This is a genomic window from Anditalea andensis (assembly GCF_000714815.1).
In the GTDB taxonomy this organism is placed as follows: domain Bacteria; phylum Bacteroidota; class Bacteroidia; order Cytophagales; family Cyclobacteriaceae; genus Anditalea; species Anditalea andensis.
The window spans coordinates 97,265-123,663 of the sequence record NZ_JMIH01000024.1 but is presented as its reverse complement, the minus strand read 5'-3'; the positions used below and the strand labels follow the sequence as shown (position 1 = coordinate 123,663).

Sequence of the window (26,399 nt, the reverse complement as noted above, 5' to 3'; positions counted from 1 at the left end):
TCAATATTATAGAAATAATTGATCTCGTGAAGTCTTGTTGTGATGACCAGAGGATTAAACTTCTCTTTTGCATGCAAACAAAGTCTTACCTACTTTTGCCCGAACTAATTCAGGGTCCTCTTTTGTTTAAAAAAGTCATTTTATAATATTCTATGGATTTAGCAGCAGCTTCAATACTAAAAATACCGAACGCCAAAAAAATTGTCCAAAAACTTACCTCCCACCAACACACCCGTATTGATCATTACTATTGGATGAATGATCGGAGCAATCCTGAAGTCATCCAATATTTAAACGAGGAAAACCAGTATCTCGAAGAAAAGCTGGCAGATACCAAGGAGCTTCAGGAAAAACTGTTTTTAGAAATGAAGAGCAGGATCAAGGAGGATGATGAAAGCGTCCCCTATTTTAAAGACGGTTATTATTATTATACTAAATATATAACCGGCGGAGAATATCCACTTTTCTGCAGAAAAAAAGAAAGTCTGGACGCCGTGGAAGAAGTGATACTTGATCAGAATATCCTCGCAGAGGATTTCGATTATTTTAATGTCAGTGCTATCGGGATTTCACCTGATCAGCATATACTGGCCTTTGCACAGGATATCATCGGTAGAAGGATATATACCCTGAGATTTAAGAACTTACTATCCGGAGCTTTCTTAGAGGATGAAATAACAGAGGTTACCGGTAACTTCGTATGGGCCAATGATAACCATACCTTATTTTATTCAAAACAAGATCCCAATACGTTGAGGTCTTTTCAGATTTATAGACATATACTTGGAACTGATCAAGTCGATGACCTCCTAGTATATGAAGAAAAAGACGATACATTCACTGTATCCGTAAGCAAATCCAAATCCAAAAAATATATTTTTATTAATGCCAATAGCACCGTATCTTCAGAAATAAGGTACTTAGATGCAGACGATCCATACGGTCATGTACATTTGATCCAAAAGAGAGTGAGGGACCTGGAGTATGATGTGGAGCACTATGACGGCCACTTCCTGATCCTGACCAATCTCGAAGCACAGAATTTCAAACTGGTAAAAACACCAATTTCAGCTCCGAAAATTGAAAATTGGGAAGAAGTAATTTCCCACCGTGAAGATGTGCTTTTGGAGGGATTTGAAGTTTTTAAAGACCATCTGGTATTGGAAGAAAGGGCTGAAGGCCAGACGAGGATCCAGATCAGAAACTGGCACACTGAAAATCATCATTTTATCGAAATAGATGAGGCTGCATATGCTATCTGGGTGGGTCTAAACCCAGAATTTGACACCGAGTATCTACGTTATGGCTTTAACTCCCTTACTACACCTGCTTCTACCTTTGATTACCATATGCCCAGTAGGAAGAAGCTGCTCTTAAAGCGACAGCAGGTATTAGGAGACTTTGACAAGGATAGGTATTCATCTGAGAGGATCTGGGCCACTGCTGCTGATGGCACCAGGGTCCCGATCTCATTGGTCTATAGGAAAGATCTCTTTATCCGGGATGGCAGCAATCCTATGCTGCAGTATGCCTATGGATCATATGGTTACAGCACTGACCCTGTATTTAGTTCCAGCAGGCTTAGTCTGCTGGATAGGGGCTTTGTCTTTGCCATAGCACACATAAGAGGTGGTCAGGAGATGGGCCGAAAATGGTATGAGGACGGCAAGATGCTTAAGAAAATAAATACCTTTACAGATTTCATAGCCTGTTCCGAATATCTGATTTCAGAAAAATACACAAGCCCTAATAAGCTATATGCCATGGGTGGAAGTGCCGGCGGTCTGCTGATGGGAACGGTCATTAATTTAAGGCCTGATCTCTATCACGGCATCATCGCAGCTGTCCCTTTTGTGGATGTGGTCACCACTATGCTTGATGAAAGCATCCCGTTGACCACAGGGGAATTTGATGAATGGGGAAACCCAAAACACAAAGAATATTATGAATATATGCTGTCTTATTCTCCATATGACAATATAGAAAGCAAAGCCTACCCTCACCTACTGGTCACTTCCGGACTTCATGACAGCCAGGTACAATACTGGGAACCTACTAAATGGGTGGCCAAGTTACGTGATCTTAAAACGGATGATAATCTCCTACTGCTCTATACCAATATGGATGCTGGCCATGGTGGGGCCTCGGGAAGGTTTAATTCACTCAAAGAACTGGCTATGGAATATGCTTTTATATTAAAACTGGAAGGAATTAATATTTAGAATATAATTCTATTAAAACGCTGGGGCACAAAAAAAGCCGCAGCGTTTTTTTTATTTGAAATATATGTTTTACCTCTCTAGAAAATGGAAGAATATTTTGCTGAAATCACTCTAAATCATATCCACTTTTCTGCATATTTGGTAATCTGAAACTCTTTATTATATACTTTCCCTCCATATCTAAACTCAGATACTTATTAAAAACCAGAAAAAAATGCTCATTTTCCTCATAAATATTATGATTTCATCCTTATGTTTGCAGATATAGCTGCAACACAAATAATAAACCCCTTTGCAAAACTTACAATTTAATCGGCTTAAGTATATTTCCTTTTTACTTTGCTATTTCTTATTTATAGCTTGCCAGACAACTAAACTGGAATCAGAAAATTTTGAAACAAGAATCGATCAGGACTCTCTCCTGAAAGCCGCTGAGGAAGCGACCCGTCAGAAAATTGACATTCCGTCTTCTTTTAATACGGACAGTGTTAGAACCCTTAATAGTGAGCTGGATTCTATATTTGCTTTTTTACATAAAAAAAAGGGTTTTAATGGCACCGTTCTATTAACAAAATATGATCAGGTAGTTTATAAAAGCGCCTTTGGTTATGCAGACCTTCAGCGCAAAGAACCTTTAAAAACAGAAACAGCATTTCAACTGGCCTCTGTATCAAAGCAGTTTACTGCTATGGCCATTATGATATTGAAGGAGCAGGGAAAGCTGGCATATGATGATCTTGTCCAAAAATTCATACCTGAATTTCCATATGTGGACATCACCGTTCGGCAGTTGCTCACTCATCGGTCAGGTCTATCTAATTATACCTACTTCAGCGATGAGCTGTGGCCGGATAGATCCATACCTATAACCAATGATGATGTTATCAACCTAATGGTACGACACCAGCCACCTGTCTATTTTAAACCAGACTCGAAATTCAATTATAGTAACACTGGTTATTTCCTACTGGCTTCCATAGTAGAAAAAGCATCAGGAATACCCTTTCCTGATTTTCTGCAACAACATATTTTTGACCCTTTGGAAATGGACCATACCTTTACCTTTAGTACGCAGCTCCCCTCTCAGGACATTGCTGTCGGACATACCAGAAATAGGAGAAAACGTACCCCTGATTATCTCGACACGGTATTGGGAGATAAGGGGATGTATTCCTCAGTAGAGGATTTATATAAATGGGATCAGGCATTATATACTGAAAAACTGGTTTCCAAAGCTACCTTGGAAGAAGCTCTTACGGGGTTTCATGCCAATAATAAAAAGGTTAAAGAAGATTATGGTTTTGGATGGAGGATAAAAGCTCTGAAGAATGGGGATCCTGTCTGGTACCATGCAGGATTATGGCATGGCTATAATACTTATCTGCTCCGCAATCCAAAAGACCACAGTACCATCATCATACTGAGTAATGTAGCCAATGGCAGCCTTAAATTCCTGAATGAACTGCAGGATTACTTATATCCCACACTCCCTCCCACAAAAACTGCAGATAATCAAAAAGAAATAAATAAGGTAGCCAGCGAATCCACCAATAATTCTTGGGAAGGGTAAGCTGATTTTTTTATAGCATTCATTAACCCCGGTATTTTTCGGAGGGTGGAAAATATACGATTAAAAACTATTGATAATATTTTTTTCAAAACATTCCTGTTGGCCTTTTTTACACACTTTCATCTCCAATTATTATGGGAAAGCTTTAAAAAAGTTTATTTTTTTTAACAGTTTCGGGCTAATATTCAAAATATTTACACGATCGGCACCACCATCTATTCAAGTTTTTTTTATCTTTTGATTTAGAAAATGGATAACCTTATGCGTAAACTTTTACTTACTCTTATTACCCTTACAATATCCTTATCTGCATACCCGCAGTCGGACGGAAAAAAACATCTTGAAGGATATATTTCTGTACACACCCATGAGGAAAAAGGGAAGATCTTTTTAGAAATTTCTGACCTCGATAAAGAATTTCTTTACGTCAATGCTCTCGTAGCCGGAGTAGGTTCAAATGATCTGGGACTGGACAGAGGACAATTAGGTAATACTCGGGTAGTAGAATTCAGAAAAGCGGGAAATAAAATCCTGTTAGTAGAAAAAAACATGAACTACCGTGCCATCAGTGATAATGAGGATGAGGTAAGGTCAGTACAGGATGCCTTTGCTGAATCCGTGCTTTGGGGTTTTGAAATTACTGAAAGCAAAGGAGGGAAACATATGGTAGATGCTACATCTTTTTACCTTCAGGACGCCCACCAGATCGCCGAAAAACTGACCAAAGCCAAACAGGGATCCTATAAATTGGAGGCATCACGGAGTGCCATCCACTATCCCATGACCAAGAATTTCCCCAAAAACACAGAAGTTGAAGCGATCATTACTGTGGTCGGCAGCCCTACAGGAAGACATATAAGTTCAGTCACTCCCTCTGCGGAATCTGTGACGGTAAGACAGAGGCATTCATTTATCGAACTCCCGGATGATAATTATAAACCAAGAGCATTTGACCCTAGAGCAGGTTACTTCAGCATCAGTTATATGGACTATGCCACGCCAATATCTGAACCTATCATGAAAAGATTTATATCTAGACATAGATTGGAGAAAAAAAATCCAGAATTGGAATTGTCGGAAGCAGTAAAGCCGATAATTTATTATTTGGACAGAGGCACACCAGAACCTATTAGGTCTGCTTTAATAGAAGGAGGAAATTGGTGGAAAGATGCTTTTGAATCAGCTGGCTATAAAAATGCTTTTCGGGTAGAACTCCTTCCAGAGGGTTCTGACCCTATGGATGTCCGCTATAATGTGATCCAGTGGGTTCACCGATCCACCAGGGGCTGGTCCTATGGGGCATCAGTGAGAGATCCGCGAACAGGAGAAATTATAAAAGGCCATGTATCTCTTGGAAGCTTACGTGTTAGGCAGGATTATCTTATTGCACAGGGGCTTTTGCAGCCATATGGTGAAGGCAAAGAATATGACAGCACGATGCTAAAAATGTCTTTGGACAGACTCAGACAGCTATCTGCCCATGAAATAGGGCATACTATCGGACTTGCACATAACTATTCAGCATCGCCAAACATGTCTTCGGTCATGGATTACCCCTACCCAAATATACAATTGACTGCAAAAGGAGATATCGACTTGAGTAACGCCTATGACCAGCATATCGGGGAATGGGATAAATGGGCCATAAAATATGGTTATGTCCATTTTGAAAATGAACAGGATGAAAAAATAGGGTTGAAAAAAATCTTAGAGGAAACATATGATGAAGGCTTTGAATTTATTTCCGACCGGGATGCCAGGTCACCGGGAGGCAGCCATCCCAGAGCACACCTCTGGGACAATCATGCGTTACCACAGCAGGAACTCCTACGACTACTTAAGATCCGGAACAGCAGGCTAAAAACATTTGGAATGAATGCTATACCGGAAGGTACGCCTTTGGCTACACTGGAAGAAGTCCTGGTACCGTTATATCTCATGCACCGATACCAGCTGGAGGCCACTTCTAAGCTGATAGGGGGAGTAGACTACCGCTATAAGATAAAAGGGGACAACCAAGCTGAACAGCAAACCGTATCTGCAGAACAGCAGAAACAGGCGCTGGATGCTATATTGACCAGTATACAGCCAATTCATCTCGAATTGCCTTCAGATATTTCAGCACTTATACATCCACGGCCTTTAGGTTATAATGCGCAGGAGACCTTCTCTTCCAGAAACGGGCTAAATTTCGATCCGCTGGCACCAGCAGAGAATCTTGTGAATATGACCCTAGATCTTTTGTTTGAACCTAGTCGGGTGAATAGACTACACCAGCAGGCGCTTTTGGACAAAGCATTACCTTCCTATAACTGGATGCTGGAGGAATTGATCAGTAAAATCAGCAAAACAGATAATAAGGCCGGATGGCATCAGGAAATTCAGATGATGTCTGAAAGAATCTTAATTGAAAAAATGATTTCCCTTTCAAAAAACCCCGACGTTTCCTCCACAGTCCGTGCCCTGACCCGATCTAAATTGCAGAATATATATACTCCCCTCTCCGATAAAGCAAATATAAACAGATCAATAGTCCATAGAAAAGACAAAACTCCTGATTCTGTTAGAGCATCCCATGACAACTATCTGGCGAACAGAATCCATACATTCTTATCTCTACCGGAGACATTAGAACCTATTAAAACATTAGAGATACCAGATGGCGCACCTATTGGCAGTAGAGAGCTTATCTATTGTGAGCATTGATAAAAAAATGCCTGACTTTCCCGGGCGTTTTTTTATATTAATATACGATAAGTTATTACTAGTAGAGGTAAATCAATAAAAAAGACAGCTAATATCAGTCTTTGTTAAGCAGCCCAAAAACCCCTTAAATCAAATATATAGAATTTGATTCCATCATTATGGGAAATCATATTGTATCATTTATCAGATGAAAATCCGACATCTCTATTTCTTTATCACCCTTACCCTTTTGACTTCTTTTGCTGTTCTGACTTCCAATACATATACTCCTGCCAATAAGGCCGGGATGTGCATAAGAAAAGGTTCTCCTTCAGTTGTCCTCATCAACATCTTACTTGATATTAATCTTCCACTGATATCAAAAAAGAATACCTGTAATTCTTTTTCCGTCCCAAAATGGATATTTAGTACATCTCCCATCATGGGATTAGGATACGCCTTAACCTGATAGAAATTCTCAGTATCTGGAATTTCCAATGATGGTTCATCATATGCCATCACAAAATTTGGTACACCATGTCCTATTAAGTTATCAGGGGCCTCTGCTTGGGAAGAACTTCTTAAAAGATTGTCTATCAGCTTATCCTTACTCCAATCAGGTTTGGCTTGCCATAGTCCTGCAGCGAGTGCTGCTATCTGTGGTGCAGCAAATGAGGTACCTTGCGAGAAATATCCTTTACCATCCGGACCAAGTAAAAAAACTGATTCACCAAGTGCGGCAAGGTCAGGTTTTATCCTGGCATCAGCCGTAGGACCTTGAGAACTGAATATAGACATCTCTATCTCTACATTCACTGCTCCTACGGAGAGAATTCCTTTTGCATCAGCGGGTGCTGTTATAGAGGAGGAACCTCTCCTTCCATAATTACCTGCACTATTGACCACTAATATTCCTTTATCGGCAGCTATACCAGCTCCTTGGGTGATTATGGCTGTTTTGCCATCTAGATCTCCAGCTGTATAATCCATCCGTGGATCATCAAAATCCATATACCCCAAAGAACTGTTGATGATGTCCACTCCTAGACTGTCAGCATATTCTGCAGCCTTGACCCAATTATACTCCTCTATTTTATATTCGCTATTGATATCTTCCGTGATGCATAAAATATATTTAGCTTCGACTGCTCCTGAGATTATCTGCGGAAGATTGTATGCAGCCATTAAAGATAGTACATTGGTACCATGGTGGTGACCGGTATAAACATTTTTACTATCGAGTTCCACCATATTTCGACCCACTACTTTATTTAAATCGAAGGCCCTGTAAAAGGCCTTGATGGTGTCGGCTCCTATAAAACCTGCATCAAATACCGCTATGGTGATTTCTTTTCCCCGATATCCTGCTTCTATCATTTTATCTATACCCAACATAGCATTTTGAACCTCATTGGATATAATCCGGTCGGTAGGAATGGGAAGATAGTTTATATTACTTAATTTATCAGATTTTCTGACCAGCCGTTCTCTGGATTGGGACCCAGGTTTTATAAAAACTACCTTTTCGACATAAGGAAAGGTCCTGATAAGTGCAATTTCTTCAGGATCAGCTATGACTATGGCTGCATTTAACCAGTTGCTGTTATATATATTCCTTTTTATAAGAGGTTGTAGTGCAGAAAGGTATCTTTCAGAAACGGGTAGATCCAAGCTATCCAATTTAACATTGAACCTAACTTTTCTTGCCAGAGATTCATGTGTCAAAAATTTAGAGGGTTGATCAAGCCTGTAATTACCTTGTGGTTTATATTTAAAATGGATAGCAAAATAATCCTGACTATAGGCAGTGCTTTGAAGACAAACTAAACTGCATATAAGCAAAATAGATGTAAAATGCTTCATGTTAAAAATTCTAGGTATTGTAGCTGATTATTAACTATTAAATATAGCATATAAATACGGTACCACTTCCGGAAGTCATATTATATATTATCCCTGAATATAATGCATCTCTTACCTCGTTCACAACTCATTTTGTAATAAATCCTATAGGTTATCCGGGATTTTTACCTGCCGCTTTTATCTTTTCCCAGAGTCACCTGAATGTCATCCGGAGTACCTTTCATATTAATGTTCACAAAACGCACCCGCTTATCAGCATCTCTATATACGATGGCATCTTCCTGATCTGGATCTATTTCCCCCTTGCTTTTACCCCCGAAAAGTGACCTAAAACCTACCTGGGTCACTAATCCCAGTGGGACCCTGATGAAATAATCCATAGTGAGATCCAAACGCTGTCTTCCTGACAGTTCAATGAAGCCCAAACTGGAATTGATATTCATACTGGGAATAGATAAAACGCCATCTTTTAAATCCATAGCATTTTGTAAAGTATCGAATCTTACTAGATTTAGGTTTTTATCTTTAAAAAAACTCCCCAAAGCCTGTAAAGGAGCAAATTCCACTATACTTCCCTCATATATCTTCATATCCAAATGTGCTTCACTCTTATCAATAATAGGAGTAAAATCCGGGTAAACCAGAAAATTACTGGTAATAGTCCCACTAACTTTACCGTGAATATTATCATTGATAAAATAATCCTGACCAAAATTCTCAAACTTGATCAGAAGTATATCTAAATCGAGCTTATAAGCTTTCATGGTACTGTTGAAATATATATGCTTTGGATCAGAACCATTAAAGTAACCTTTTAGACCTAAATTCCCATCTGCCACATTGACGCTAAGGGTATCTAGATAAAGGTAATGATTTTCAGTTATGCTACCTTTCAATTTAAAATTATCCAGCCAGAAAGTATGGTAATTCATCTTGGCGATATCAGCGGTAAATCTCATATCAGTAAAAGGAATGTCGAATATATTAAAGGCTTCTTCATGGGCAGTGTCCATCTTTGAATTTATCTCATAATTCATCAAAGCATCTAAATCCAAAGATCGGGATTTGAATGCAAAGAAATTAGCACGCTTTTTATCGGTTGCATCTTCCCCTAGGTAATATGCCAAATCCACCATGAAATCACTCCCACCCATTTTTCCCTGAAGCTTTTCTACTTGAACATGTTCATCTTCAAAATGTACACGTCCATTTACTGCATGCAATCTTAATGGGTGGATTTTCATCTTTCCTTCTAGATTTTCTAAATAAAGATCTGCAGATCGGAAAATACTGTCGTAGTGCAGGTCCAAGATCCCTTGAGCTTTTAAACCCGTAATTACCTCCTGTCTATAATCTTCCGGAAGGTAATTTTGCCCATCATAACTCAAAAGATCCTCAAGTCTTAGATTTTCAGAAGTAAAATCAAATGCAAATTTGGTATCTCCTATTTTTACATCTTCAAACCATTTTGGATAATTGCTTAGCACACCGGTAAAATGAAAATTACTGTCATCAATATCACCAGAAAAATTCTTCAGTTCAAATGCATCCTCTGTGATAGTCATATCTGCAGTGAAATCATGTAACTTATGGGGATAGTTTTTCAGCTTTGCATAAAAATCTCTGATGAAAAATTCACCTTTAGGAAGGTTTTTAAAATTGGCCAGCTCATAGGCACTTGCCTGAAAAGCTAAGTCAATACTAAAATCTTCAATGACCTCATCAGTGATTGCAGCCAGTTCTTTGTCATATGAAAGCAATTGCGGAATGTCTATCTTACTGGAATTAGCTACTAATGTCAATGCTACTTCTTTCTCATATTGATGAAAGACCGCAGGAAAATCACTTAAACTCATCGTAAATTTAAAATCAGAACCTGCTACATTAAAGGACAGGTTATCCATCAGGATGCGGCCATTTTCCATTACCGCATGACCATTCGCATTTCGTATAGCATGGGGATAATCAGGAATGTTAAAGCTTAAATTTTTGATAGTAAGCTCACTATCTATTCCTGATTTTAGCTGCGCTAAATTTTCTCCCGGAAGCTCCAGGTCCACCAGTTCATCAAAATCCATATCCAAAAGGATTTGACCTTTTAATCTTTCCAGCCCCTCTACCTGAAGGAATTGCCCAATAAACTCTAGGTCCAGATCAGCATGTAGATTTACCTTTATATTGGGATCTTTAAAATTTTTCACTATCATCTTACCTTCAAAAATCCCTTCTGCGGGTCTGGCGGAAAATTTCTGTAACCGAAGTTCCGAACTCTCTAATGTTCGCTCTTTACCATTGGTAAAATAGCCTGCAAAAGATAATTTATCAACTTTTTTGTCCATTTCTGTATTCAAAAAATAGGCATCATCGGCACCGAATTCTACAGAAATGGCCGGTATATGGTCATTTACTGATTTGCCCCTGACACTTCCAAGGAAATATATCTGACCTTCATTCTTATATCGGTGAAGGGCCTCTCCTATTTCCTGAGGAGCAAATGCTGCGAAAATATTAAAATCGGGTTTCTCCCCATAAAATTTCAGATCCATATCCAGATCATTTTCTAAATCCACCGTTCCTTCTACAGAAAGCAATGCTTTTTCCAGGTATAATTTACTGGGAATTACCTGAAGATTTTTATTTACTCTATCATAATCCAGTTCAAGATCCAGTTCAAGGTGCTTATTAGTAAAAAAACTGGGTTGTCCATCATGGATGATATCTATGTCCAGACTGGATATCAGATCTATAAAAAAATGATCTTCACTTACACTTATTTTAGAATTTAGATCATTGATATGGCCAAATACTTCATTCCCTGAAGCTTTATCAAAATATTGAAGATCAAAAGCTTTTATAGACAATGATGCTAATTCAATACTGAATTTATCTCCATTTTTATCTTCAACTTCCGAATCGTCAATCCCCTTAGCCAACAGTAGATTGATTTCTCCATTTTGATATTTGATAATATCCAGATGCCCATTGTTTATCTTTATGCTTTTGACCTTGTAATTGCCAGCAAAAATGTCCCAAAGATCAAACCCTACATAAAGATCCTGTGCCGTATATAAAGGTTTGGTGTTTCTATGCTTGTTTTCAAAAAACGATATGTCTTCTAAATCAATGGAAATATAGGGGAAATTAGCAAAAGGAGAAATATGGGTACCGGAGATGACCAACTCTCCTTCAAATGTTTTATTAACAGCTGCAAGACCTTCCTGAACAATCCTACTTTGATTAAAATACACCGCCCCTATCGCTATCACCATTACAAATACTGGTAGTATCACCAGAACCAATAATCCAATTTTTATACGCTTACCCATAATATAATCCTACTCTCAATAAGAACGCAAATAAGGAATAAAGCAGACATGATCTTAAAATTTTAATTAAAATTAACAAGGGTTTAAACAGTATTTAAATCATATCTCCTCCTACCCATTTTTGACTTATAGTTAAAATTCTCATAAAAATTGAAGTAACAGTAAATATCTCACATCATTTACATAATGGGGTTCAACCTAATATATGCAACAGATCTCATCCTACATATAGCGACATGATAAAATTCATGAACGATAGGTTATTTTCAAACGATTATATATCTTATGACCAAAGTCTATGAAGGATAAGTCAAAGGTAATATTTATAAATATGATAGAATTTAACTAAACTTTATAAAGACATTAGATTAAATAAATACAGTACAATCCGATACATAAATGGAAAAATTAGAAGTGAAAAATCCTACGTTGATTCTTGACGAAAAAATCTGCCGGCAGAACCTTTCAAATATGGCTGAAAGAGCCAAAAAGCATGGGCTAAAGCTCGTCCCCCATTTTAAAACCCACCAATCATTACTCATAGGCGAATGGTATAAAGACTATGGTGTTCAGGAAATTACGGTAAGCTCATTTAAAATGGCCTATTATTTCAAAGACAAGGGATTTTCAAACATACATATAGCTTTTCCTTTTAACCCACTGTTGATTTCAGATCTGAATGGGATACAAGATCAATCTATATCCATTCAGCTGGTAAATGAGGAAGTCACCAAAGCTTTGGCCACTGACCTGACTAAAGAAACCGGATTTTTTATAGAGATAGATACAGGGTATGGGAGAACCGGTGTGCCTATAGGCAAACTTGAAGAAATAGATGCTATTCTTAGGGAAGCCTCCTTCAGTCACAAATTAAAATTCAAAGGCTTTTATATCCATGCTGGACATAGTTATTATGCAGATTTGGAGGGTATCCATAAGATACAAAAAGAGATTCAGGAAGCTTTCAGAATTCTTAAAGCAAAATATAAGTCCCAGTATACCGAACTCGTCTGCAGGTCAGGGGACACCCCTACCTGCTCTATTATGGATGATTTTGAATATATAGATGAAATAGGTCCCGGTAATTTTGTTTTTTATGATATAACCCAAGCAGAAATAGGAAGCTGTAGCCGAGAGGATATTGCGATAATACTGGCTGCACCTGTAGTAGATATCAAAAAAGGTAATAATGAAATTTTAATCCACGCAGGAGGTGTGCACCTTTCTAAAGATGTACTAAATCTAAACGGTCATAAAAACTTCGGAGAAGTCGTTTATTTAAATGAATTAGGTTGGGAACATCCTACAGCACCCTCATATCTTAAAAGCATATCCCAAGAGCATGGTACCATACATGCCAGCGCACAACTGATGGACAGTATAAAAATAGGTGACATTATCGGCATACTTCCTATCCATAGCTGCATGACAGCAGATTGTATGAAAGAATACAAAACACTGAATGGCAGGATGGTAGACCATCTAGAAGGTAGAGGAATTACCGGATAGATATTGATACTCGTATACTCCAGGATAGGCTATAAAAAGGCTTTATATTTTAATTTTGAAATTTAAATAGAAGCAGGTCGTATTCAAAAAACCACGTAAGCCAAGATAGCCCTTATCAAGGCATATATTTTCGTGTTTTGTAGTTGATTAAAACGGAAATAGAAGACAGCAGCCTTCTATTTCCTTTTTAACAAATTTATGGGATAAGATTAGCGTGCAGCTACACTTTCTGTATTGGTATTGGCCTGTGGAGGTGTGGTAGACTTAACCAAAACACCATCAGAGAGTTGCTTACTGACTAAGAAATAGGGACCGCTGATCACCTTTTGACCTGGTTCTAAACCGGATAATATTTCAATATTATCATAATCGGATATACCTGTGGTAACTGCCACTCTCTTTGCCCTGTCTCCTTCCATCACAAATACCAGCTCCTGCAGCCTACCAGAGTCATCTCCTTCCCTCACCTGTCCTTCTCTGGTGGTTACTGCCGCTAATGGTACCGATAGCACATCATTCTTTTTATTGGTGATGATTTCTACACTGGCAGTCATTCCGGGTCTAAAAGGATACCTGTTTCTTTCTGATATCAGATTCTGATATGATTCATTGATGATCCTAATCCTAACTTCAAATTCAGTGACCGCATCCTGGCTGGCTTTTTCATTAGCAGAATTAGCTATTGAAGTAACGACTCCTTTAAATTTCTTCCCACTATTAGAGTATGAGTCTACATCTATGATGGTAGTATCACCCAGTGATATCCGGACAATATCATTTTCATTTACATTTACCCTAACTTCCATTCTCGAAAGGTCTGCTATCCTGAGCATTTCTGTACCTGCCATTTGTTGAGTTCCAACTACCCGTTCTCCTTTTTCTACTAAGAGTTTGGATACTGTGCCGCTCACCGGAGAATAAACATTTGTTAACCTTAGATTTTCTGCAGCTTCATCTACAGTAGCTTTTGAACTTTTTACGACATACTCGGCAGCTATTACATTTTGTTTGGCTGCTTCCAGATCGCTTTGGGCAGAATAAAAATCGGCACTGGCCTGTTCAAAATCAGCATCTGAGATCACTTTATCCTCATAAAGTTTTTTATTTCGGTTAAATTCTAGTTCGGCTCTATTAAACTGGGCTTCAGATCTTTTCAAGCTGGCTTGAGCCTGTGACACATTAGCCATCTGCTGGTTTAGGTTGGCTTCACTTCTTCCCAAAGCTGATATAAGATTGTCAGGTCTTATTTTCACCAAAAGGTCATTCATTTTTACAGAATCACCTTCTTTTACATTGAGGGTAATGATCTCCCCTGCCACATCAGGACTGAGTTTGATCTCTATCTCTGGCTGGACTACTCCTGATGCACTTACCTTTTCTATAATGGTGCTTTTACCGGCATCGGCTGTTTCTACTTCCATTTCTTTCTCACCGCCTATCCATCCTGCTGCTCTTCCGATGACGATAAATAGTATGAGAAATCCCACTACTCCTAGAAGGATATAAATTAATTTGTTTGATTTTTTCTTGGCCATGGTATTATAATGTAACTGGTTTACCTAAATAGAAATCCAAAACTTTAACTCTAAATATATATTCGTATTTGGCATTTAAAAGATCTGCCTGGGCATTAAAAAGATTGTTTTGGGCGACTTGGAAATCAACTGAATTCACCGCACCGACATTGAATCTTTGCTGGGACATTCTAAATGATTCCTCAAGAGCAGCTACCCTTCTCACCGATGCATTATAAGATTGTCTTGCCGCCAATGCATTGGTATATCCGGTCTCTATATCCTGTAATAGTTGATTGCGCGTTTCCACTTGTTGCAGTTCTTGTTGCCGGGTTTGTACCCTAGCCCGCTGAAGATTCGCCGTATTTCTGAAATTTGATAGAATAGGAATATTAAGATTCACCGAAATGGATGGCGCTAAGTTGCCCTCTAACTGAGTAAAAAAGGGATTAAATGGTAGCTCGGGCCTAGATACTACCCGGGCATAATTTGAAAAGGCACTTGCATTGGCAGAAATGGTGGGCATAAAAGCTCCTTTAGCTATTTTCTCCCCGTACTCAGCACTTTCTAGGCCTAATTCAGCAGCTTTGATCTGTGGCAATGTATTCAATGCCACCGCAAATATCTCGTTCACACTTTCATCGACCATGGCATAATTTTCTGCTTGCAGATCCGGAAAGCTAATATCAAAATTTTCAGCAAAAGGAATTTGGAGCAATTGAGAAAGGTTTAACTTGGCTATTCTTAAATTATTTCGGGCATTGATTACCTCAAGCTCGCTTGTCGCTTCCTGTGCTTCAAGATCCAATCTGTCAGCGGTAGGTAAGGTACCAGCTTCTACCAGCCTTCTGGTGCGGGCCAGTTGCTCGCTATTGGTCTGAAGCTGGGTATTGGCTATATTTACCTGCTCTTTGGCAAAGACTATATTCACAAATAAATTGATTACCGACAACGAAATTTCATTCTCAGATGCGGCGACATCGTATCTGCCGGCTTCTACCAATAGTTTGGATTGCTTTACCGTATTGGCTATCCGCCTTCCTTCAAACAAGGTAATACTGGAGTTGGCCGCAACATTCATCGTATTGAGGGTGTTGGACTCTTCATACAGGTTGGTAACCGGATTGAGGTTCCTTCCCCATCGTCGGGAGGGTCCTACCCCCAGACTTAAGGTAGGTATCATATTTCCCCTTGCTTCCAGCAAACCTGCCTGAGTACTTAACAGGTTCAACTGCGTCCTTTGAAGGTTGATGTTATTTTCTAAAGCAATGTTGATACTTTCCTGTAAAGTCAGACTCGATATATCATATTGCTGTCCAAAGCTTGTCTGTGTTATGCATAGATAACACAGTAAAAAGTAAATTTTCTTCATCTTATAAATCTATATCTGGTATGTAAATAAGTTCGGAGATCCAGGGCAGGCTTTTTAGATATTCTATGGTAATGGCCTGAAGGCCAGAATCCATTTCAATCACATGGCAAGCTTTATCATTCTTCCCTTTTCTGGAAACGGACATGGTGGCAATATTCGTTTTTTCTTGGGCGATCACACTGGCTATAAAAGCTATCGCTCCCGAAGTATCGTCAGCTTTGATAATGAGGGTATGGGCTTGTGCAGAAAAATCAGCATTAAAGCCATCAATGGTAGAAATATTGATCAAACCGCCTCCAAGACTTTCTCCCAGCACCTCTACTTTCCTATCACCTTTGACGAGGTTAAGTTTTACAGTATTGGGATGGTAAACTGAGGCGTTGCCTATTGATTTGAATGAATATTTCAGTCCCTTTTCCTTGGCTATCTCGAAGGCCTGCTTGATATTGGCATCATCTGTCTTCATATCCATCAGACCACCTAATATGGCCCGGTCACTCCCATGCCCTTCGTATGTGCGGGCAAACGAATTATAGAAAGTTACCGTAGCCTCTTCTGGAATGCCTCCCAATACGCGAATGGCAGCCCTTCCTATCCTCACTACGCCTGCTGTGTGGGAAGAAGACGGACCTATCATTACAGGACCTATCATATCAAAAACACTGCTTTTATTTGCCATTGCTTACCTCTTCAGACTAATATTATGCTAATCTACTAACTAACTCCTAATTAAGTAATAAAAATCAAGTAATCAGCAAAGACTGTATAGAATAAGATAAAAATTTATTTATTTTTAACAAATACTAATTTTCTCCTTAAATAATATTGTCCATAAATGAACATAAAAATGAACGGTAACGATACATCGTGGCTCCGACTGTCTTATAATGGACAATTCATTACCGAAGAAGCTGATACAATTAACAGAGGGATTTTGTTTGGCGATGGGCTATTTGAAACCATGATTTATTCCCAAGGAAAGTTTCGATATAAAGAGGCCCACCTGGCTCGCCTCCAAAAAGGCTGTGAACTGCTTTACTTTGAAACAGAAATTGTAAATATCTTAAACCACATCGAAAAATACCTTACCAATACTTATCAGCCTATGGATGAGATCCGCGTAAGGTGGAACGTATATAGAGCAGGTAAAGGGAAATATACTCCTGAGACAAACCAGACTTCCCATCTTTTGCAGTTACAAAAACACCATTATGTTCCCCCTGTTACTAAGAAGGCCTATGTTAATACAACCTTACAGGTACCTTCTTTACCATGGAGTAACTGTAAAACCCTAAATGCACTGGTATACGTAATAGCAAACCACGAAAGGCAAAAAAAGAATTTTGATGAAGTCATCCTTCTTAACAGTGAGAACAATATATGTGAGGCAGGTGCTGCTAACCTTTTCTGGGTAAAAAATAACGTTTTCTATACCCCCTCTTTAAGGTCAAACTGTATAGATGGTGTAGGCAGAAAAGCGATCATCAAAGCATTACAATGTAATAATTTATCGATCATGACGGGAGAGTTTACGGTAGCAGAACTATTATCCGCAGATCAGGTATTTACTTCCAATGTCACCGGAATAAATTATATATCTGAAATAGATGATATTAAGTTTCATACAAGCTCCATTCCCTTTTTAGATAATCTTTTTAAATAAAGCCATTAAATGCTCATGTGATTACAAATTTATATATTAAATCATAGAACCAATTACCGTCTTATAGGTGGTATTTCTGCTTATCTTTGATAACCATATGGCGCTGATTTATAAAACGAGCCATATGCTAATTTCACCTCCCCAAATCATCAAACTGCCACAGGAGCTTTGATATGAGGGTGAGGATCATAATTTAGCAATTCAAAATCTTCATATCGAAAATCAAAAAGATCTTTTATCGCTGGATTAATCTTCATCTCGGGCAAAGGTCTACACGCTCGGCTAAGCTGCAAATGAGCCTGTTCCATATGATTACTATACAAATGGGCATCTCCAAATGTATGGACAAACTCTCCTGCCTCTAGTCCGCACACCTGAGCCACCATCATGGTAAACAAGGCATAGCTTGCGATATTAAAAGGAACTCCTAAGAAGACATCAGCACTTCTTTGGTATAGCTGACAGGAAAGTTTGCCATCGGCTACATAAAATTGAAACAAGCAGTGACAGGGAGGAAGTGCCATCTGCTCAACATCTGCTACATTCCAGGCGCTCACCATTAGCCTCCGGGAATCAGGTTTAGTCTTGATCTGATGGATCAGTTCTTTTATCTGGTCGATCTCTCCACCTTTCCCATCCGGCCAGTGTCTCCACTGATAACCATAGACCGGACCAAGGTCACCGTCTTCATCAGCCCATTCATCCCAAATAGACACCTTATTTTCCTTTAGGAAAGCTATATTGGTATCACCTTTAAGAAACCACAGCAATTCATAAATAATAGAACGTAAATGGCATTTCTTTGTAGTAACCAAAGGAAAACCATCCTGCAGATTAAATCTCATTTGGTATCCAAATACACTGGTAGTACCGGTCCCCGTACGGTCTCCCTTTATTGTACCATGATCAATTATATGCTGGAGTAACTGGTGATATTGTTTCATTTTATAAAATGTTAAGCATGCTATATAAAGCAACCCCGTTTATTTAAGAAGAAATTCAGAACAAAGATAAAAATTTATTTAAGGTGAGGTTAACATTACCTCACCCTCTTATTTAAATTGATTGATTTTACTTTTTTTTCTTCTCTAAATCAAAGATTATCATTTAACTTTGGGCACTATGAATGCTGCAGCACAGTATTCATTTAATGCAAATACTGAATATACCCCATTTAATAAATATCTGTGGTATACGCATTCACCTATTTATTCGTTTTCTTAAATATCAAATTACCTATATGCGGCTTATAACCTACGCAGTATTTTTTATTTCGATTATCTTATTTTTAAGTGTGAGGTTATCACCAGAGGTGCTTCCCTACACGGGAATAATGCCTATGCTGATTCCCGCATTTCTTGTTATTAATATTCTATTGTTTCTATTATACCTATTGAGAGGAAAAAGATTACTAGTTATCCCTTTAGTAGCATTAATCATAGGTTTTAAGTTTTTTGCCCTCACCTTCCAATATAATACTCCGGAAGAAAACCCAGAAGGGATCTCTGTTTTAAGCTATAATGTTAGGCTATTCAACTTTGGTATGGAACAGGATGAGAAAAAAAGTCTAACTAAAAATTCTATCCAATGGGTAAGGGATCATCCTGCAGACATCAAATGCCTTCAGGAATTTTACCAGAACTATACCATACCTACTTATAATTCTATTAAGCAGATCAGTGATGGGGGTAGGTATGAATATAAGTATGAATTGATGGAAGGCACGGCCAAAAGAAACAGCTATGGTCTGGCTATTTTCAGCAAATACCCCATTATCAACGGTGGAAAAGTTTTTCAAAACAACTGGACAAACGGTGCTATTTTTACAGATATCAATATAGAAGGAGACACTGTGCGGATATACAATACCCATTTGGAATCCATGAACATTAAAGCAGATGATCTAAATAATATTGAAGGTATTAAAGAAAATTATAGAGATACTTTCCGTAAGCTCAAAAGCGGGACTCAGACCCGGGCCAAACAAGTAGAAATATTAAAAGACCATATAACATCCAGCCCTTATCCAGTGATAGTAGCAGGAGATTTTAATGATGTTCCTTATAGCTACACCTACTTTACTATGAAATCAATTCTCAATAATGCTTATGAAGCAGCCGGAAGGGGATTTGGATTTACCTATAATAGGGTATTGTTCTTTCTTAGAATAGATCAGCTCTTCTTCGATAATGGATTTACAGCGAAAAATTTCAATACCTACAGGGAAGTAGATTACTCTGATCACTACCCTATTTCAGCCATCTTTCAGCTCCTTCAGCCGAGGCCTGTGGCCACTGACGAGAATTAAATAAAATCCCACTTAAGCAGCTCGGTTATTCCCTTTATAATCATTGTTAATTTCCAGCATATTAATTACCATGAGTCATACTTTAAAGAGGATGACAGCTATAACCTCGCATCAACTGCACTTTTATCAAGTATGGATTTCACGTCATAAATCACCCCCTTATCAGCTTTCAGTACCGCAATATCTTTCTCTAAAAATTGTCGGTGAGACACGGCCAATATGACCGCTTGATATTCTGACCCAGCTATAAATGGATCCTCTATCAGCATTATACCATACTCATCATAAACCTCATACTTATCAGCCCAGGGATCATATACCTCTACTTCTATCCCGAAAGCCTGTAATTCAGTAATCACGCGCAGAACTCCAGTATTCCTTACATCTGGGCAGTTTTCCTTAAAGGTAATTCCCAAAACCAGGGCTTTGGATTTAGCGATCATATGTTCCTTTTTAATCAGCAATTTGATGACCTCATCAGCCACGAATTTACCCATGGAATCATTCACCCTTCTCCCTCCTAAAATAATTTCTGGATTATAACCTATCTCAATGGCTTTCTGCGCCAAATAAAACGGATCCACTCCTATACAATGCCCCCCTACCAAACCTGGTTTAAAAGGCAAGAAATTCCATTTGGTGCCTGCCGCTTCTAATACCTCCAAGGTATCTATCCCTAATTTCGAAAAAATTTTAGCAAGTTCGTTTACAAACGCTATATTGATATCCCGCTGGGAATTTTCTATTATCTTAGCAGCCTCTGCTACTTTGATAGAAGGGGCCAAATGGGTGCCCGCTATTATGATATCTTGATAAAGCTGATCTACCAGCCTTCCTGCTTCAAAAGTACTTCCGGAAGTCACTTTTTTAATGGAAGTGACAGTATGTGTTTTATCTCCAGGATTAATCCTTTCTGGTGAATATCCAGCATAAAAATCCTGATTGAATGTTAACCCGCTGACAGCCTCTATTACAGGAATACAGTCATCTTCTGTACATCCAGGATATACGGTGGATTCATATATGACTAAATCTCCTTTTTTGATAACCTTGCCTACCGTATGACTTGCTTTGGTCAACGGGCCAAGGTCTGGCCTGTTGTGCCTGTCTACTGGGGTAGGTACTGTAACTATAAATACCCTGCAAGTGGCTATATCAGCGTTTTGGTCTGTAAAAGAAAGCTTAGACTGACTTGAAACTGTAGCCAGATCATTATTATCTACTTCCATAGTTCTGTCAAAACCCCTGGAAAGTTCTTCTATCCTTCCTTTATTGACATCAAATCCTACTACTTTATATTTTTTTGCGAACTCCACCGCTAAGGGCAGTCCTACATAGCCTAATCCTATAATGGCGATACCACTTCTTTTTATTTCCTGTATATCTATCATTTAAAATTTACTTCTTTTTGTGATGGAATCTATCCATTTTTTAAACACCCTATGGTGTTGTAAATCGTGATCTTCATAATACTCTCCTGAATATTTACTATCTTTAGTATACGAATAATTATATCCGTAACCATAATTATATCCTGAGTAATCATATATATCTCCCCCTCCTTTAAAACCATTGAATATTGCATAAAAATCAGAAACATGGTGATGCCTATACAGGTCATTGATCATCAGCAGATGCTTTTTATGGGTATAGTGCTGCCGGACAATATATAAATTTACATCTGAAAACCTTAATAAATCCATGGTTTCTGACACCAGCCCTACTGGGGGAGTATCCATGATAAGCACATCAAAATCACTTTTTAGCTTATTCATAAAGGCTGTTAAGGAGTCTTTCAATAATAATTCAGAGGGATTTGGGGGAATAGGTCCTGAAGGTATTACATATAAATTATCATATCTGGTAGGCAAAACGATATCATCTTCTACAGTCGTGCCCACCAAAAAAGACGATAGACCTACTTTATTAGATACATTGAGCACTTTACAAACTTTAGGTTTTCTCATATCCATCCCTATGATACATGTTTTTTTGCCACTTAGTGCCATGGCTGTGGCAAGGTTTATTGAAACAAATGATTTCCCTTCCCCGGCTACACTCGATGTGACCAATATACATTTACATTTTCTTTCACTGGCTATGTAAAACAGCGCTGATCTCAAGGATCTGATTGATTCAGATACCATTGATTTGGGATGTTCAGCTACCAGCAAATCTGTTTTTTTAGTGTTAAAGCCAATAGTAGATAACAAAGGTAATCTAATTGTGCTTTTTAACTGTATCTGGTCGACAATTTTATTGTTCAAATAATGATAAATGATCAAAAACAAAAAAGGCACAAAAAAACCCATACCTACTGCCATACTATAATTCTTCCTCCTGTTGGGATAAATATGATCACCTTCTTTAGCATAGTCTACTATCAGATTATCTGATACATTGGATGCTTTGGCTATCCCGGCTTCTGCTCTTTTTTCTAATAGATAGGTATATAGATTTTCCCGTAATTTAAACTCCCTAAATATATGGGTATAATCAGATTCTGCCTTAGGGAGATTGGTAAACTGGTTATCAAAAGCAGTTAGCTTTTCATAGGTGTCTTGTTTTTTATTCTCTGTATTAAATACCAAATTCTCAATGTTTTCAATGATATTTTGTTTAATATGAGCTATCTGAAGGTCTAGCTTATGAACATAAGGATGATTTTCCTTCACCATCGATAGCAATTTACGTCTTTCCAAAGACAATTGAACCAGATTTTGAACCATTCCATTCAACAGCTGATCAGATATGCCTACCAGTGAGGGTGCCATCACTTCAGCATAATCATTGCCTTTATGTAAAAGATAATCCCTGAGAGATGTATAATATGCTATCTCATAATCAAACAGGCGAACTGTTTCGCTTAACCCTTCAATTTTTGTAAGCAATCCACTATACTCTTTATCCACATCGAGAAGTTTATTGGCAACTCTAAAATTCTGAAGCCTTCTTTCTACCATCTTTAGAGAATCTTCTATAATAAATAGTTGTTCATCAATGAATTGCAGTGCATTTTCGGATATTCTATTTTTTTCATAAAGGTCATATTCAAGAAAAGCATCCATTAGTGCATTTACATAATCTCGCCCTTTTTCTACCACGGTAGTAGGCATACTCACCTCCAGCACTGATCCAAAACTATTCAATGGTTTAACTGTAATCAAGTTGGCGTAATGCTGAATTAGGCGATAGGGATCATTGATTTGAAATTCGATCTGATCTCCTACTTGATCGGGATTTAGCAGATGGGCAATAAACTTCACCTTACTGCTTTCGACCATATCCCCAAACCTATACACCTTCCCAAAAATACCATCATCTCTATTTAACTGGAATGAGGACTTAAATACATAATCCGTAATTTTTTGTTCAGGAGCACTGAGTATATAAGTCTCCGAGGTCAGAATAGTCAGTTGGACTAGACCAGTCATTCGCTGGGGAAATGCCCAGTCGACATCTATGAGCACCGGAGATTTGTCGTATAACTCTATTTGTTTTATATGGGTATCGGCATAGTAGGATACGTCAAAATGTAGCCTTTTTAGAGCTTCCGCGGCTAAATTTTTTGAAGAAAATAAGAATACATCATTCTCCAGATTATTGTTATCTGTAAAAAAATTTGATCTGTCAAAAATCCTAACTTCAGGAGAAAGGCTTTTTTTTATCAATATGCTCCCTTTGACCTGGTATTCTTCGACGGTATATCTATGAAATAGAAACATCATAATAAGCGCCAAGATGATACAGATCAAATACAGGGGCCAGTAGCGAAAATACTTGGTAATATAATATTTAATATCTATCGGTTTACTTTCCTCTTCAAATTTAGAAAGGTCTATATCTTCTATCATAATAGCCTACATAAAAAACAATACAAAGATTTATGCACTAGTAATGGTTATTATTTATCATGAATGTGGGAATATTGATCAGATCATCTTATTCTATATAAAATCGAAAAAAATATTCCCCATTAATCATGGTGCTCCGAAAAGTACCTCTATAAACTCTGACTACCCCATTGAGGGTTTATAAGAATATAAACGCGAAATCCTATAGAGATCATTATTCCCTTTTTATTGTGGATTCAGGAATTTTTAAAACCAGTTCCTCCCTTATTTGAACTATTAAAACTAGCCTTTTGAAAAAAGATTAAAAACTGGCCAAGTTTCACCAAATCACCATTATAAAAAGCAGAAAAGCTTTTCCTATCCCTTATAAGTGGCAAAATACGGCAATTCAATTTGACACTATATCAAAACTAATTAATCCGATATTAAATTAATCATTAAATTTTAAATTCCAAATGTTTTTTAATGGTTATGAACTACTTTAATAAAAATACAAAAAGCAAATAGAGATATGGAAGGTAAAAAATCATCAAGGGCTCAACCCCCTGAGGAGTGTATAGGCCTCTATATATACCGGAAGTATTATTTTGCCTTTCGATGCTACTTTACTATACCAGAAACATGCTCACCATTTGCTATGTTTCTCAAAATTACGGACCCAGCCCCTACAGTACAATTGTCTCCAATTTCTATACCTGGTACAAGTATAGCTCCTGCTCCTATAAGACATTCCGCACCTACTTTAGCTCCTCCACATAATGTTACATTAGGTGCAATAAGAGAATAATCACCTACTATACAGTCATGATCTACAGAAGCGTGGGTATTTATAATTACATGACGGCCAATTTCCACATTAGCCTGGACCACAGCACCGGCCATTACACAAGTACCCTCACCAAGTACGGAATATTTACTGACGGTGGCTGCGGGGTGTAGCACCTTTCCCCAGCTGACTTTGCAATCGAATAACAGCACTAACTTTTTTCTCCATTGAATATTTCCGATAGCTATAAAAACTACCTTTTCATAAGCAGGAATAAAATTTTCCATCGATCCAACGGGGTAATCCAGACAGGTTTTTACATCCTTATTTTGATCAAATACACCTTCTATTTTCTCCCCTACTGATTCTAAGGTATCGATAATAACCCGGGCATGCCCAGAAGCGCCTATGATATACATGAAAATTCTTTAGGGATTTTTTATAGTTAGCAGCCGTTCGTATTCTTCTTTAAGTAGGGCATGCATTTTTTCTCTGCTGAATGTAGAGGTTATTTCCCCATAAAGATTCTGAGCATAACAGTACATTACTTCACGCTTAACATAGGCAAATTCCAATGCTTCCTGAAGTGCTGTAACATTACGAACGGGGTAAATAAGCCCTGTCTTCTGCTGGGAAATAATATCGATATTACCGATCACATCTGAACAGATTACCGGTAGATGCATCGCTCCTGCCTGCATGATGGCATTGGGACAGCCTTCCCTATGAGAAGCATGAACCAGTACATCTGAAATCGCCATGTAATGCTCCACATGGTCTGACCAGTCTATATGCACTATTTTAGGATGATCTGCTATTTTGCGAATGATATCGTCTTCTAGGGGGTTAAGCTCCTGTTCCAAGGGACCCAGTAATACCAATTTAGATTTATTGACTATTTTAGATTGGAGAAAGGCCTTTACTAAATCTTCTATCCCTTTATCCCTCACCAGTCTACCTACTGCCAAAATTACAAATTCATTATCTCCGGGCACTACTCTCATCATAGCGGCCACTAAGTGGTTTTCTTTTAGGGACTCCCTGCTGAATTTTTTCAGATCTACTCCGTTTGAAGACCCCTCCCCCAGCACTTTAACTTTAGCAGGTTCTACCAATTTTTCCCTTAATATAAAATCCTTTAAAGAAGGAGAATTGGGCCAAACTTCATGGGCCAACTTAAAGGTGAGTTTCTCTGTAAATATAAGCAACTTGGCTTTTTGTTGGGTAGCTGCCATAGATGGCATACCTGCTAATGTATGAACCCTTATTTTCACTCCACACACCCAAGCAGCCAACATACCCAATAACCCTGCTTTGGGAGTATGGGTATGGACTATATCCGGTTTTTCTTTATTGAACAGCTGGATGAGAAGCCATAAACAATATATATCGTGAAAAAATGTAACTTTTCTGGTAAATGGAATGACAATATGTTCACACCCTTCGGTTCTCTTTAATTCATTTACCTCTTTACCATCTGCACTTACCATCTTTACATCCCAGCCTGCTTCATTAAAATATCTCATCTGCCCAGTGAGCAGTAACTTTAATGACATAGGGACTGTGGTAATCCGAATTAACTTTGGCATGTATTACTTATGTTTTTTCAGCTTAAAAATGCAAAGATAACTTTTCTACTATCAAATCCTGATCTGAATATGGAAAATCCCATAAGAACTGAAGTCCATAAGAATATTTTTGCATCTGGTCAAAGATAAATGAATATTGGATATATAAATCGTCCCTT

The 26,399-nt window shown here is 38.1% G+C and carries 16 protein-coding genes; 6 read left to right on the top strand and 10 right to left on the bottom strand.

Annotated elements, in window-relative coordinates:
- The first annotated feature begins 152 nt into the window (after positions 1 to 152).
- From EL17_RS16930 to EL17_RS16920, 3 genes are all read left to right on the top strand, one after another.
- Positions 153 to 2,222 (top strand): S9 family peptidase, encoded by a 2,070-nt coding sequence (locus EL17_RS16930; protein WP_035076808.1) that lies wholly within the window; start codon positions 153 to 155, stop codon positions 2,220 to 2,222.
- A gap of 292 nt (positions 2,223 to 2,514) precedes the next feature.
- Complete coding sequence (locus EL17_RS16925; RefSeq protein WP_035076805.1) at positions 2,515 to 3,792, top strand: serine hydrolase domain-containing protein; 1,278 nt, start codon at positions 2,515 to 2,517, stop codon at positions 3,790 to 3,792.
- Positions 3,793 to 4,053: 261 nt separating this feature from the next.
- Positions 4,054 to 6,498: a zinc-dependent metalloprotease gene (locus EL17_RS16920; RefSeq protein WP_035077598.1), complete on the top strand. Its 2,445-nt coding sequence runs from the start codon at positions 4,054 to 4,056 to the stop codon at positions 6,496 to 6,498.
- Between the two features lie 204 nt (positions 6,499 to 6,702).
- Here the strand turns inward: EL17_RS16920 and EL17_RS16915 are convergent, their stop codons facing one another.
- Together EL17_RS16915 and EL17_RS16910 are read right to left on the bottom strand one after the other, a co-directional pair.
- Positions 6,703 to 8,340 carry a S8 family peptidase gene (locus EL17_RS16915; RefSeq protein ID WP_035076788.1) on the bottom strand — a complete coding sequence of 546 codons (1,638 nt, stop codon included), beginning with the start codon at positions 8,338 to 8,340 and terminating at the stop codon, positions 6,703 to 6,705.
- A gap of 164 nt (positions 8,341 to 8,504) precedes the next feature.
- Positions 8,505 to 11,666: an AsmA-like C-terminal region-containing protein gene (locus EL17_RS16910; RefSeq protein ID WP_035076776.1), complete on the bottom strand. Its 3,162-nt coding sequence runs from the start codon at positions 11,664 to 11,666 to the stop codon at positions 8,505 to 8,507.
- Between the two features lie 399 nt (positions 11,667 to 12,065).
- On the opposite strand from EL17_RS16910, the gene EL17_RS16905 reads away from it, so the two are divergent.
- Positions 12,066 to 13,175, top strand: coding sequence for an alanine racemase (locus EL17_RS16905; protein ID WP_035076774.1), 1,110 nt, complete (start codon positions 12,066 to 12,068; stop codon positions 13,173 to 13,175).
- A gap of 209 nt (positions 13,176 to 13,384) precedes the next feature.
- Here the strand turns inward: EL17_RS16905 and EL17_RS16900 are convergent, their stop codons facing one another.
- From EL17_RS16900 to sdaAB, 3 genes are read right to left on the bottom strand one after another with little or no spacing between them, the layout of a single operon-like run.
- Positions 13,385 to 14,710 (bottom strand): efflux RND transporter periplasmic adaptor subunit, encoded by a 1,326-nt coding sequence (locus EL17_RS16900; protein ID WP_035076770.1) that lies wholly within the window; start codon positions 14,708 to 14,710, stop codon positions 13,385 to 13,387.
- 4 nt (positions 14,711 to 14,714) lie between these two features.
- Complete coding sequence (locus EL17_RS16895; protein WP_035076767.1) at positions 14,715 to 16,061, bottom strand: TolC family protein; 1,347 nt, start codon at positions 16,059 to 16,061, stop codon at positions 14,715 to 14,717.
- 1 nt (position 16,062) lies between these two features.
- Entirely contained in the window at positions 16,063 to 16,740 is a 678-nt protein-coding gene (sdaAB, locus tag EL17_RS16890; RefSeq protein WP_035076764.1) for an L-serine ammonia-lyase, iron-sulfur-dependent subunit beta, read from the bottom strand.
- Positions 16,741 to 16,908: 168 nt separating this feature from the next.
- On the opposite strand from sdaAB, the gene EL17_RS16885 reads away from it, so the two are divergent.
- Positions 16,909 to 17,724: an aminotransferase class IV gene (locus tag EL17_RS16885; protein ID WP_035077595.1), complete on the top strand. Its 816-nt coding sequence runs from the start codon at positions 16,909 to 16,911 to the stop codon at positions 17,722 to 17,724.
- A gap of 149 nt (positions 17,725 to 17,873) precedes the next feature.
- On the opposite strand, the gene EL17_RS16880 is transcribed toward EL17_RS16885, so the two are convergent.
- Positions 17,874 to 18,668, bottom strand: coding sequence for a thymidylate synthase (locus tag EL17_RS16880; RefSeq protein WP_035076761.1), 795 nt, complete (start codon positions 18,666 to 18,668; stop codon positions 17,874 to 17,876).
- A gap of 350 nt (positions 18,669 to 19,018) precedes the next feature.
- On the opposite strand from EL17_RS16880, the gene EL17_RS16875 reads away from it, so the two are divergent.
- Entirely contained in the window at positions 19,019 to 20,032 is a 1,014-nt protein-coding gene (locus EL17_RS16875) for an endonuclease/exonuclease/phosphatase family protein (protein ID WP_316932671.1), read from the top strand.
- Between the two features lie 98 nt (positions 20,033 to 20,130).
- Here EL17_RS16875 and EL17_RS16870 read toward each other — a convergent pair whose 3' ends face one another.
- From EL17_RS16870 to EL17_RS16855, 4 genes are all read right to left on the bottom strand, one after another.
- Complete coding sequence (locus EL17_RS16870) at positions 20,131 to 21,423, bottom strand: nucleotide sugar dehydrogenase (protein ID WP_035076755.1); 1,293 nt, start codon at positions 21,421 to 21,423, stop codon at positions 20,131 to 20,133.
- Positions 21,424 to 23,886 (bottom strand): GumC family protein, encoded by a 2,463-nt coding sequence (locus tag EL17_RS16865; protein WP_035076753.1) that lies wholly within the window; start codon positions 23,884 to 23,886, stop codon positions 21,424 to 21,426. It abuts the gene before it with no gap.
- A 600-nt stretch (positions 23,887 to 24,486) separates the two neighbouring features.
- Positions 24,487 to 25,071 (bottom strand): acetyltransferase, encoded by a 585-nt coding sequence (locus EL17_RS16860; protein WP_035076750.1) that lies wholly within the window; start codon positions 25,069 to 25,071, stop codon positions 24,487 to 24,489.
- 9 nt (positions 25,072 to 25,080) lie between these two features.
- Positions 25,081 to 26,241, bottom strand: coding sequence for a glycosyltransferase family 4 protein (locus EL17_RS16855; protein WP_035076748.1), 1,161 nt, complete (start codon positions 26,239 to 26,241; stop codon positions 25,081 to 25,083).
- Positions 26,242 to 26,399 lie beyond the last annotated feature (158 nt).